This is a genomic window from Kaistia nematophila, assembly GCF_026343855.1.
Classification (GTDB): domain Bacteria; phylum Pseudomonadota; class Alphaproteobacteria; order Rhizobiales; family Kaistiaceae; genus Kaistia; species Kaistia nematophila.
This window is the reverse complement of the sequence record NZ_JAPKNK010000015.1, coordinates 36,216-46,074: the sequence shown is the minus strand read 5'-3', so window position 1 is coordinate 46,074 and position 9,859 is coordinate 36,216. Positions and strand designations below refer to the sequence as shown.

General features: G+C 65.1%; 12 protein-coding genes. 7 read left to right on the top strand and 5 right to left on the bottom strand.

The window, feature by feature from the left end:
- Positions 1 to 48 precede the first annotated feature (48 nt).
- The 3 genes from OSH07_RS23555 to OSH07_RS23545 all read left to right on the top strand — a co-directional run bounded on the left by OSH07_RS23555 (position 49) and on the right by OSH07_RS23545 (position 3,338).
- Positions 49 to 786 carry an outer membrane protein gene (locus OSH07_RS23555; protein WP_266341159.1) on the top strand — a complete coding sequence of 246 codons (738 nt, stop codon included), beginning with the start codon at positions 49 to 51 and terminating at the stop codon, positions 784 to 786.
- Between the two features lie 518 nt (positions 787 to 1,304).
- A complete protein-coding gene (locus tag OSH07_RS23550; protein WP_266341158.1) occupies positions 1,305 to 2,015 on the top strand; it encodes an outer membrane protein in 711 nt (236 codons plus the stop codon).
- Positions 2,016 to 2,195: 180 nt separating this feature from the next.
- A complete protein-coding gene (locus tag OSH07_RS23545; protein WP_266341157.1) occupies positions 2,196 to 3,338 on the top strand; it encodes a serine hydrolase domain-containing protein in 1,143 nt (380 codons plus the stop codon).
- 64 nt (positions 3,339 to 3,402) lie between these two features.
- On the opposite strand, the gene OSH07_RS23540 is transcribed toward OSH07_RS23545, so the two are convergent.
- Positions 3,403 to 3,939 carry a PACE efflux transporter gene (locus tag OSH07_RS23540; protein WP_420909675.1) on the bottom strand — a complete coding sequence of 179 codons (537 nt, stop codon included), beginning with the start codon at positions 3,937 to 3,939 and terminating at the stop codon, positions 3,403 to 3,405.
- A gap of 28 nt (positions 3,940 to 3,967) precedes the next feature.
- Between OSH07_RS23540 and OSH07_RS23535 the strand changes: the two genes are divergently transcribed.
- Entirely contained in the window at positions 3,968 to 4,849 is an 882-nt protein-coding gene (locus tag OSH07_RS23535) for a LysR family transcriptional regulator (protein ID WP_266341155.1), read from the top strand.
- Positions 4,850 to 4,892: 43 nt separating this feature from the next.
- Here the strand turns inward: OSH07_RS23535 and OSH07_RS23530 are convergent, their stop codons facing one another.
- Positions 4,893 to 5,381: an SRPBCC family protein gene (locus tag OSH07_RS23530; RefSeq protein WP_266341154.1), complete on the bottom strand. Its 489-nt coding sequence runs from the start codon at positions 5,379 to 5,381 to the stop codon at positions 4,893 to 4,895.
- Positions 5,378 to 5,713: an ArsR/SmtB family transcription factor gene (locus OSH07_RS23525; protein ID WP_266341153.1), complete on the bottom strand. Its 336-nt coding sequence runs from the start codon at positions 5,711 to 5,713 to the stop codon at positions 5,378 to 5,380. The genes OSH07_RS23530 and OSH07_RS23525 overlap by 4 nt, the downstream gene beginning before the upstream one ends.
- 199 nt (positions 5,714 to 5,912) lie before the next feature.
- Between OSH07_RS23525 and OSH07_RS23520 the strand changes: the two genes are divergently transcribed.
- The 3 genes from OSH07_RS23520 (at position 5,913) to OSH07_RS23510 (ending at position 7,746) form a co-directional block, all read left to right on the top strand.
- Positions 5,913 to 6,353: a lipid-binding SYLF domain-containing protein gene (locus tag OSH07_RS23520; RefSeq protein ID WP_266341152.1), complete on the top strand. Its 441-nt coding sequence runs from the start codon at positions 5,913 to 5,915 to the stop codon at positions 6,351 to 6,353.
- 176 nt (positions 6,354 to 6,529) lie between these two features.
- Entirely contained in the window at positions 6,530 to 7,234 is a 705-nt protein-coding gene (locus OSH07_RS23515) for a L,D-transpeptidase (protein WP_266341151.1), read from the top strand.
- Between the two features lie 26 nt (positions 7,235 to 7,260).
- On the top strand, positions 7,261 to 7,746 hold the full coding sequence (locus OSH07_RS23510) for a GNAT family N-acetyltransferase (RefSeq protein ID WP_266341150.1): 486 nt from the start codon (positions 7,261 to 7,263) through the stop codon (positions 7,744 to 7,746).
- A gap of 25 nt (positions 7,747 to 7,771) precedes the next feature.
- Here OSH07_RS23510 and OSH07_RS23505 read toward each other — a convergent pair whose 3' ends face one another.
- Both OSH07_RS23505 and OSH07_RS23500 read right to left on the bottom strand, forming a co-directional pair.
- Entirely contained in the window at positions 7,772 to 8,419 is a 648-nt protein-coding gene (locus OSH07_RS23505; protein WP_266341149.1) for a DUF2161 domain-containing phosphodiesterase, read from the bottom strand.
- Positions 8,420 to 8,922: 503 nt separating this feature from the next.
- Positions 8,923 to 9,666: a C40 family peptidase gene (locus OSH07_RS23500; RefSeq protein WP_266341148.1), complete on the bottom strand. Its 744-nt coding sequence runs from the start codon at positions 9,664 to 9,666 to the stop codon at positions 8,923 to 8,925.
- Positions 9,667 to 9,859: the final 193 nt, after the last annotated feature.

Here is a 9,859-nt window from a genome sequence, read left to right as displayed (position 1 = left end):
TCGGCGGAGCAGACGGGCTTCGCGAAATTCCGGCTCGAGGGGCTAAGCATGAAATTCGTTGTACGCAGCATCACCATGGCTTCGGTTCTGGCGCTCGGCGTTGTTGCCGCCCATGCCGCGGACCTGACCGAGGAACCGGTTCCGGTCGCTCCGGCCGTGTTCAACTGGAACGGCTTCTATGTCGGCGTGCATGCCGGCGCCGCCGTCGGCGACTTCAAGTATCCCTTCGACGCCTATCTCGGCGGCGACTACACGATCAACGGCGACCTGAAGCAGAGCGCCAGCGGCGCCTTCGGCGGCGCGCAGATCGGCTACAACTGGCAGTTCAACCCGAACTGGGTGCTCGGCGTCGAGGCCGACATCGCCGCCTCTTCGTATGAGGGCAAGGTTTCCGCCGACATCAATTACGGCAATTTTGGCGCCAACGTTTCGGCCGGAACCGAAGTCGAGTGGTTCGGCACCGTCCGCGGCCGCATCGGCTACGCGATGGACAACGTCCTGCTCTACGGTACGGGCGGCTTCGCCTATGGCGACGTAAAGTCGACGGTTTCGGGCAACATCCTCGGCGACTTCAATGAATCGAAGTCCGACACCGAATATGGCTGGACCATCGGCGCCGGTCTCGAATACGGCATCACCCAGAACATCACATTCAAGACCGAGTATTTGTATGTCGATCTCGGCAGCCAGGACCTGCTCAACTACGATGACGGCGACTACTACGCCCACATCCAGTCCGAGACCAAGTTCCACACCCTCAAGGCCGGCCTGAACTACAAGTTCTGATCTGCCTCGACAGGAATACGAGAAGGGCGGCCGCTTGGCCGCCCTTTTTCTTTTTTGGGGCCGCTGTCGATCGCGCCGGCTGGCCCCGCCCACGCCTTTTCCGGCGTTTCGGACAGGCCATGCGCTGCGATGCCCTCTCCGGTTGCATGGCCGCAGCACGCAGATCGGCATCGGCGCGGGCCCGCAATCTCCCCTTGCCCCCGCCCAACCCTGCCTTGACGCTCTCCCGCCCCCAGGACAGCACAAATCCCAGCATCTTCGCGACTACCGCCACCACGGCCGACAAATCCGTGCGCGAAAGTCATTGCAACCGCAGGTTAATTCGAATTTCGAAACACTTCCCGAATTACCTAAGGTAATGCTGCGCCGGATTTACGATCACCTTCCGAAGATATTGTTAATCTATATTTATGGTGTTCTAGTTCATACATGACCGAATGGATCGATTGTTGCCTGTGCGCTACAGACATCGGCGCCGATCCGGGATAACTAACGATCCAGTCGGCAGGGAGAGCGACATGAAGAATACCGCACTCGGGCTTTTGATCGCGGTCGGCCTGACCGGCGCCGTGCAGGCCGCCGACCTGTCGACGCCCGACGAACCCGTTCCGCCCCCGGCGCCGGCTTTCAGCTGGACCGGCGTCTATATCGGCGCCCATGGCGGCTACGCCTGGAGCGACTTCACCTCCGAGCCCACCGACGCCTATGGCGGCGTGAAGCCGGATGGCTGGTTCGGCGGCGCCCAGGGCGGCTTCAACTACCAGTTCTCGAACAATATCGTGCTCGGCATCGAGGCCGACGCCTCGTTCGGCGACCAGAAGGACGGCATATCGACCCTGCTCGGCGACCCGACCGAGAACGCGTTCGCGCTCGACTACTCGACCAAGATCGAGTCCTTCGGCACGGTGCGCGCCCGCGCGGGCTACGCGTTCGACCGCTTCCTGCCCTATGTCACGGGCGGCCTCGCCTGGGCCAATGCCGAACTGGACTTCCACCAGCAGATCACCGCCGATGGCAACGTCGTCGTCGACAACAGCGCCTCGGACAAGCAGACCTTCACCGGCTGGGCGCTCGGCGCCGGCCTGGAATATGCCGTGACCAACCATGTCACCGCGAAGGTCGAGTACCTCTATGCCGATCTCGGCTCCAAGGATTTCGATCTCGGCACGCCGGTCCGCGCCGACCTGACGACGCAGACAATCAAGTTCGGCCTGAACTACAAGTTCTGATCAAAGCCGATCGACGCCACCAGGGGCCTCCGCGCAGATCCGCACGGAGGCCCTTTTTCCATTCGCCGCCGTCCGCGCATTCCGAAAGGTCATGCCGGGCAATCTTTGTCGGTTCAAAGGCTTGCGCAGGCGCCCGCTCCTGATTCATTCTGTCGGCCCACTTTCCGCCCGGAGTTCTTCATGGCCGCCGTCGACACCGCAACTTCCGCCGCCCAGGACAAGCGCGCCGCCCGGCTCGACGCCGTGATCGATGCAGCGATCCGCGACGGCGTTATCGTCGGCGCGGTCGTGCTGGTCGCCGAAGACGGCGAGCTCGTCTACCGCCGCACGGCCGGCCATGCGGACCGCGAGGCTGGACGCCGCACGACGGAAGACACGATCTTCCGCCTCGCCTCCGTCACCAAGCCGCTGGTCGCCGCCGCGACGCTCTCGCTCGCCGAGGCCGGCGTCCTTGGCCTGGATGATCCGGTGACGCGCTTCCTGCCCGATTTCCGGCCGAAGCTCGTCGATGGCAGCGAGACGGTCATCACCATCCGCCAGTTGCTCACCCACACCAGCGGCCTGATCTACGGCTACCCGAAGGAAGCCGGCATCTCCGAGGGGCTCGACCAGCCGGGCCGCGGCATGGACGAGAACCTCGCCAGGATCGCCGCCCAGCCGCTCGCCTTCGCGCCAGGCACGTCCTGGTTCTATTCGGTCGGCATCGACGTTCTGGGCGGCCTGCTCGAAAAGGCGACGGGCAAGGCCCTGCCCCAGATCGTCGCCGATCAAGTCACCGGGCCGCTCGGCCTCGCCGACACCGGCTTCCTGCCGAGCGACCCCGCCCGGCTCTCCGTCGCCTATGCCGATGGCGATCCGCGGCCGATCGTGATGGCCGAATACCAGCCGGTCACCGGACTAGCGATCGAGGGCACGGTCAATTTCGCGCCGTTCCGCAATTTCGATCCGGGCTCGTTCCCGTCGGGCGGCGCCGGCATGTTCGGCACGGCGGGCGACATTCTCGCCTTCCTGGAGGCGATGCGCCGGGGCGGCGCGCCGATCCTTTCGGCGGAAAGCCTGGCGCTGCTGTCGCAGAACGCGATCGGCAAGTTCGACACCGGCGTTCCCGGCCGCGGCTTCAGCCTCGGCTGGTCGATCGCCTGGGATCCGGCCGCCAGCGCCTCGCCCTTCTCGCCGGGCACCTGGCAATGGGGCGGCGTCTACGGACACAACTGGTTCGTCGATCCGGTCCGCAAGCTCTCCGTGGTGTCGTTCTCGAACACGGCGTTCGCCGGCGTCAACGGTCCTTATCCAGACGCCATCCGCGCCGCCGTCTACGGCTGATTTTTTCGGCGCGCCGAACCCGCTTCACCTTCCCATGGGAAGAGGCGAAGGAAGCCAGCCTGCCTCAGGCGGCCGCCTCCGCCTCATTGCCGACGCGGCCTTTGGTGACCGCGTCGGGAAGGCCAAAGATCGCGTCGAACGCCCAGTTGAAGACGAACATGTAGATCGGGAAGAAGACGATCAGCGCCGTATCGAGGATCAGCGCCTGGAGAATCGTCATCTCCATCCACCACGCCATCAGCGGAATGAGGAACACCAGCAGCGTGATCTGGAAGCCGACCGCGTGCAGGATGCGGCGGCCGAGCGAGCGCGACCGCGCCGCGCGCCCCGCCTCCCAGCGCTCGAACAGGCTCGTATAGGCAAGGTTGACGGTGATCGCGAGCGCCGAGGTCATCACGGCGAGCGGGCCCGTGTGCGAGGGCGCCGTGCCGGAGAGATAGGCCAGGATGAGGGCGGATATGATGATCCCGCTGATCTCGAAGGACGAGATATAAACCACTCTGCGAAGAACACCCTGCACGACCAAACCTCTTGCAACCCGCCGGACCGCCGGCTCGAGGCGGTGCTTATAGGCGAACTCGCAGACAGGAAAAGTTGCCATCTATCAGTTTGACTGATAGGAAGCGGTCATGCTCTTCTCCAGCGAGACGATCGCGCTCTTCCTCGCCGTCATCGACCACGGCTCGTTTTCGGCCGCCGCGCGGGCGCTCGGCCGCGTGCCCTCCGCCGTCAGCATGGGGATCGCCAATCTCGAGGCCGAACTCGGCTATGCGCTCTTCCTTCGCGAGGCGCGCCAGGTGCGCCCGACGGCGGCGGCGCTGGCGCTCGTGCCGCATGCCCGCGTCATCGCCGAGCAGCTCGAACAACTGGCGGCGCATGCGACCGAACTCTCGGACGGGCTGGAGACGCGGCTCGCCATCGGCATCGCCGCCGACATCGACAATGCGCGACTGATGAAGGCCATCTCGGCCGTCTCGGCGCGCCATCCGCTGCTCGCGATCGAGATCACCACGGCGCCGCAGGACGATGTCGTCGAGCGCCTAAAATCCGGCCGCGTCGACCTCTGCATCGCCTATGGCGGGCTCGAAACCAGCCAGAAGGAGGACTTTCATTTCATCGGCACCGAAACGCTGGTCGCCGTCGTCTCGACGCGGCACGGCTCGGAGCTGATCGACGTCGAGAGCCTCAAGCTCGACGACCTGTTCCACCACCGGCAGATCCTGATCGCCAGCACGGAGCACCCGATCACCGATTTCCGCCAGCTGATCGCCGGTTCCTACTGGCGCACCGACAGCCTCGCCACCGCCGTCAACATGGTGAAATCCGGCCTCGGCTGGTCCAATCTGCCGCTCTCGGTGGCATCGCCGCTCGCCCGCGACGGCGACGTCCGCATCCTGCCCTTCTCGAATGTCGCAAACGGCCTGAAGCTGCCGCTGCATCTGCGCTGGATGCGCCACAACCCGCCCGGCATGGCGGGCCAGGAGCTGGTGGCGCTGCTGAAGGCGGGCTGACGGCCGCCGCTCAATCCCTTCCGGCGGCCGCTCGCCCCATCGCTCAGCGATCGAGCCAGGCGGCGAGCCCGTCCAGCGTCTGCAGGCCGTATTCGACCGCGCCGAAGCCGATGACCACCTTGCGCCGCTCGGGGCTCGGATGAAGCTGGCGGAGCGTCAGCACCGTCTTGCCGTCGGCCTGTTCGTCAAACGTCACCGTGGCACGGAAGCGGTCGGGGTCGTCCGGCTCGGGCGTGCCGTAGTCGATCACGATCCGCTCGTTCGGCACGATCTCCAGGAAGCGCATCAGGTTCGGGAAACGCTGCTCGCGGCCCTCGAACACGCCCACCATGTCGAACCGCCAGAGCCCGCCCTCGCGGATATCGGCCTCGTGGCTCTCGATGCGAAGCCCGGCCGGGCCATACCATTCGGCCAGGGCCTTCGGGTCCATCCAGGCGGCGAACACCTTTTCGCGCGGATGGTTGAGCAGCTTCACCACGACGATCTCGCGATCGAGCGACCAGGTCCCGAACGGGTCAGCCATGTCCTTCATCGTTCCTCTCCCTTGCTGCCGAGGTAGGTTTCCAGGCGATCGAGCCGCTCGGCCCAGCGCCGGCGCTCCGCCTCCATCCAGTCCGCCGCCTCGTCGAAGCGCGCCGGCACCAGCCGGCACCAGCGGCTGCGGCCGCGCTTCTCGCTGACGATCAACCCGCAATCCTCCAGCACCTTCAGATGCTGGGCGAAGGAGGGCAGCGCCATGTCGAAGGGCTCCGCCAGGGCGCTGACTGCCGCCTCCCCCTCCACCAGCCGCGACACCACGGCGCGGCGGGTCGGGTCGCTCAGAGCATGAAAGGCAAGATCGAGGGGCGTCGAATGGTAAGGCATGTGCCTTAGTAATCCGAAATGGAGCGCCGGTCAAGAACACTGAGGCACATGTCTTAGTATATGGCGAGCCTGCGTCACGGCGGGATTCGCGCGGCGCGCGTGGAACCAATCGCGCTTGAGACGGTTCAGTCGTGGAAGGCGGCGCCATGCCGGAATGCCCGGCCGCTGGGGAAGCGGCGACCTCGAGGAAACAACCATCATGATGATCTCGCCCAGAATTCGCGCCGCCGCGGTTGCCGTCATCGCGGCCGGGGCCGTCGGCCTTGCGAGCGCCGCCCATGCCGACAGCGGCACGATCCGCTTCTCCGTCTTCAAGGCGGCTTTCTTCGTCGGCGGCTCCGGCGGCGAAGGGACGCTGACCTTCAAGGGCCGCCGCTATCCGGTCTCGATCGCCGGCGTCTCGGGCGGCCTCGCCTTCGGCGCCTCGAAGACCTATTTCCAGGGCACGGTGCGCAACATCCGCCGCGCCAGCGACGTGACCGGCGCCTATGCGGCGGTGGGAGGCGGCGGTGCGGTCGGTCGCGGCGCGCAGATGATCGTCATGACGAACGAAAAGGGCGCCCGGCTCGAGCTCTCCGGCAGGCAGGTCGGTCTGCAGGTCAATGCGGATCTGAGCGGCCTCGCCATCACGGTGAAGTAGGCGCCCCGCCGCCGGCGGATCGGAGATCCGGAACCAAGCAGGCCGGGCGGCGGCAGCGGCCCGGCGCTGCGCCTTGCGCCTGCCGGCCGGGCCGACGCAGGATTGCCGCAGTTCGACGTGCACAATCCCGTGAGCCGGAGTATCATGCCGGCACGAAACACGGGGAATCCGAAATCATGATCACCGACGGTCGGAATGCCGATGCCCGAATGGCGCACGAGATGGCCCTGCTCGGGCGCGAGCCGGGGCTTGCCAGCCGCCGCGCGTTCCTGGTCGGCGCCGCCAGCCTCGGCGCGCTGGGGCTCGCCGGCTGCTCCACCGGCGGCATGAGCGCCGCCGAGGCGCGCCTCGCCTACGGGCCGGTGCCGACCGAGAAATTCCCGATTCCCGCCACCGACATCAGCAGGCTCGACCCGAAATACTACCGCCGCACGGTACAGTACGCCTCGAAGGAGACGCCCGGCACCATCATCGTCGATCCCGCCAAGCACTATGTCTACCGCGTCGAGGGCGACGGCAAGGCGACCCGCTATGGCGCCAATGTCGGCCGCGACGGCTTCCGCTGGAGCGGCGACGCCTATGTCGGCCGCAAGGCCGAATGGGCGACCTGGACGCCGCCCAAGGAGATGATCGCGCGCCAGCCGGAAGCCGCGAAATATGCCGGCGGCATGCCCGGCGGCCTCGACAACCCGCTCGGCGCCCGCACGCTCTATCTCTACCAGGACGGCAAATACACGCTCTACACGATCTACGCCTCCAGCCATCCCGAATCGATCGGCAAGGGCGTCACCAGCGGCTGCGTCGGCCTTCTGAGCCAGGACATGATCGACCTCTACGGCAAGACCCCCGTCGACACCAAGGTCGTCGTCCTGCCGGCCTAGGCCTGACGAACCGGGAGCGCGGCAGCATGGCGGAGGCGCGGGGCGGCATATCGATCCTGGCGTTCGAGCCGCGCCACGCGGCCGCCTTCGCCGCGCTCAACATCGCCTGGCTCGAACGCTTCTTCGCGATCGAAGCCAAGGACCGCGAACAGCTCGACGACGCCGAGGCGCGCATCCTCGACAAGGGCGGCGCCATCCTGATCGCCGAGGACGAGATCGGTGCGGCGATCGGCTGCGTCGCGCTCGTCCCGCATGGCGACGCCGAAGTCGAGCTCGCCAAGATGGCGGTCGCCGAGAGCGCGCAGGGGCGCGGCGTCGGCCGCCAGCTGATGGATGCGGCGCTCGCGCTGGCGCGCGAGATGGGCTGCCGCTCGGTCTATCTCGAATCGAACCACGCGCTGGTCCCGGCGGTCACGCTCTACGAGCGCAGCGGGTTTCGCCATCTCGCGCCGGAGGAACGGCCGGTCTCGCCCTATGCGCGCTGCGACGTCTACATGCGCCGCCGGCTGTAGCGGACGCGGCCGGCCCCGAAGATAGTCAGACCGAAGGCGGCTGCACGGCGGCGCGGCCGACCTCGCTCAGCCCATAAATGCCCCGGCTCTCGCGCACGAACCAGCCATAGACATTGCCCTGCAGGATCCCCGGCGCGCGCGCCACATGCGCCTTCAGCTGCTTCGGGCTCTGCGGCCCCGCGAGCAGCGCCGTGGCGATGAGGATGCAGTCCTGCCGGTAGGCGGTCATGATCGGTTTTCCACGACCGCCACCCACCTGCGGGTCGCCGACCCGGCGCCGATGCTCGGCCAGCAGCCGCGAGCGCCGCTTCGGATCGCGGCGCGGCGTCGCCGCAAAGGGCTCCAGGATGACGTCGACGAGACCGGCGGCGGAGACGGCGATCAGCCCGAAGCCGAGACGCCGGCAGAGATTGCGGAAGCGCGCATCATGCTCGCGCCCCTTGCCCTTCGAGGCGCGCGCCGCGAGCCAGACCTCGTCGGAGACCGCCGCCCGGTTGACGCCCTGCAGCACCAGCTCGAGGTTGAAGGAGAGCTTCATCTCGCAGACGAGGAGAACAGCCGGCTCGCCCTCCCGGACGCCGACGAGATCACACCCCTGCACCTCGCCCTTCACGGCATAACCGGCGTTTTCCAGGAATGCCTTCAGGGGCAGGTAGAGATCGGTTTCGGCCATGCGTGTTGTTTGAGTCTCGGTGTGCGTCTGAAGAGTTTAAATGAGTCTGGGGGAGGTGCACTGCATCATGGAGCGAATTTGCCTCCACTGTGGGCAGCGTCGCACATAGATTTGTCTTGCGTGTGGTCGGCGAACTGGGTTGGAAGCTCCATGCGCAATCGTTGGCTTTCGGCTAGTGCTTGAAGGCTAGACAAGCCTGGAGCTACGGGAGCCATCGCGTCCGTGCGTGACCGCAACTGGCCCGTTTCGATGCGTGAAAGCTGGCGGTCAGTCTGCATCCCGGCAATGTCGAGCGGGGCGGGAATAGGACTGGCAGGTTTCGGGCGATTTGCAGCTAGAGCTGTCCGTCACCGGGCCAATGAGCTTCGGCGAGGAAGCGCCGTTGTCCCGTCGGTCGTCCATTCGGCCCCTCAACAGGAAGCGGATATGCTGGCCGCCCGCACAGCGATCGAAATGTTCGATAGACAGGTTCAGATGTCAACGGGCACCGGAGAATGCAACAGCTATACTGTTGTCCACCAACGACAATCCGGAAGGTCGCTCCATAAAGTTGCCTGGGTAAGAACAGGGTCATCGGTCGGAACTGACCCGCCCTCTGGTACTAGATAGCCGAGGAGCCAACCGAAGCTGGGGTCCTGATAAAGACTGCCCGGCGAGAAGGCGCTCGGTAGGTAAGCGATTTGGGCGGTGGGCCCGATCAGCCCGACGACAGAATAACAGGCGACGACGAAGGCTGAGCAGAAGAAACTCTGCTGGGCAAACTCTTCGTCTGAATTCACCTTTCCGTAGTTTTCCCGGACGATTTCGAGGTGGGAATCGAAATATTGCATGCTCTCCCTCTCGAAATTGACCGCCGCAATTAGGTTATAGAACCTCCTCTGTTCAAGTACAGCATCGACAAACTTGTTCAGTCGATCCGGCCGGTCGCCGCCAAAGCCCAGTTGACTCCTCAGTACTGCAACGCAGCGAGACCCTTTGATTGATTGCTCGACATATTGTGTGCCGACCCCGCTCGGGAAGCTAGATTCGGCAACCCTGCCGTCACCCAGAAATATCGCAGCGTGAGTATAAGGACTGCCAGTTGCTTCGGCTATTTTTCGTTGATGAATTTTAAGGTGAGCCCCCCGATATAGTAGCAAGTCGCCAGGGAGCAGGTCAGCAATTTTAAGGACGAGGTTGCTGTCCGACTGAATAATAGTTTCTTCTTCCGTCCTGACCTCAGAGGCTTCCCTGTTCCTGCCCGTCACTTCTCGTCCCCCTGATTTTCCTTAACGGATCGTTAGCACACCACTAAGGTGTCCGCGATGGATTCTTCCATAGAAACGTGTGAATCCGGGTGAGAAACGAAAGCGCAGCTTACAAGGGCAGCATGGGGCTTGCCGATGACCAGCTGCCATTGGATGGAAGGGTACGCTCGCTAGTCGTCCAGCCAAAGGACGA

Coding starts and splice junctions, on each gene's coding strand:
- OSH07_RS23555 (WP_266341159.1), top strand. CDS start 49: ATGAAATTCGTTGTACGCAGCATCACCATGGCTTCGGTTCTGGCGCTC.
- OSH07_RS23550 (WP_266341158.1), top strand. CDS start 1,305: ATGAAGAATACCGCACTCGGGCTTTTGATCGCGGTCGGCCTGACCGGC.
- OSH07_RS23545 (WP_266341157.1), top strand. CDS start 2,196: ATGGCCGCCGTCGACACCGCAACTTCCGCCGCCCAGGACAAGCGCGCC.
- OSH07_RS23540 (WP_420909675.1), bottom strand. CDS start 3,939: ATGGCAACTTTTCCTGTCTGCGAGTTCGCCTATAAGCACCGCCTCGAG.
- OSH07_RS23535 (WP_266341155.1), top strand. CDS start 3,968: ATGCTCTTCTCCAGCGAGACGATCGCGCTCTTCCTCGCCGTCATCGAC.
- OSH07_RS23530 (WP_266341154.1), bottom strand. CDS start 5,381: ATGAAGGACATGGCTGACCCGTTCGGGACCTGGTCGCTCGATCGCGAG.
- OSH07_RS23525 (WP_266341153.1), bottom strand. CDS start 5,713: ATGCCTTACCATTCGACGCCCCTCGATCTTGCCTTTCATGCTCTGAGC.
- OSH07_RS23520 (WP_266341152.1), top strand. CDS start 5,913: ATGATGATCTCGCCCAGAATTCGCGCCGCCGCGGTTGCCGTCATCGCG.
- OSH07_RS23515 (WP_266341151.1), top strand. CDS start 6,530: ATGATCACCGACGGTCGGAATGCCGATGCCCGAATGGCGCACGAGATG.
- OSH07_RS23510 (WP_266341150.1), top strand. CDS start 7,261: ATGGCGGAGGCGCGGGGCGGCATATCGATCCTGGCGTTCGAGCCGCGC.
- OSH07_RS23505 (WP_266341149.1), bottom strand. CDS start 8,419: ATGGCCGAAACCGATCTCTACCTGCCCCTGAAGGCATTCCTGGAAAAC.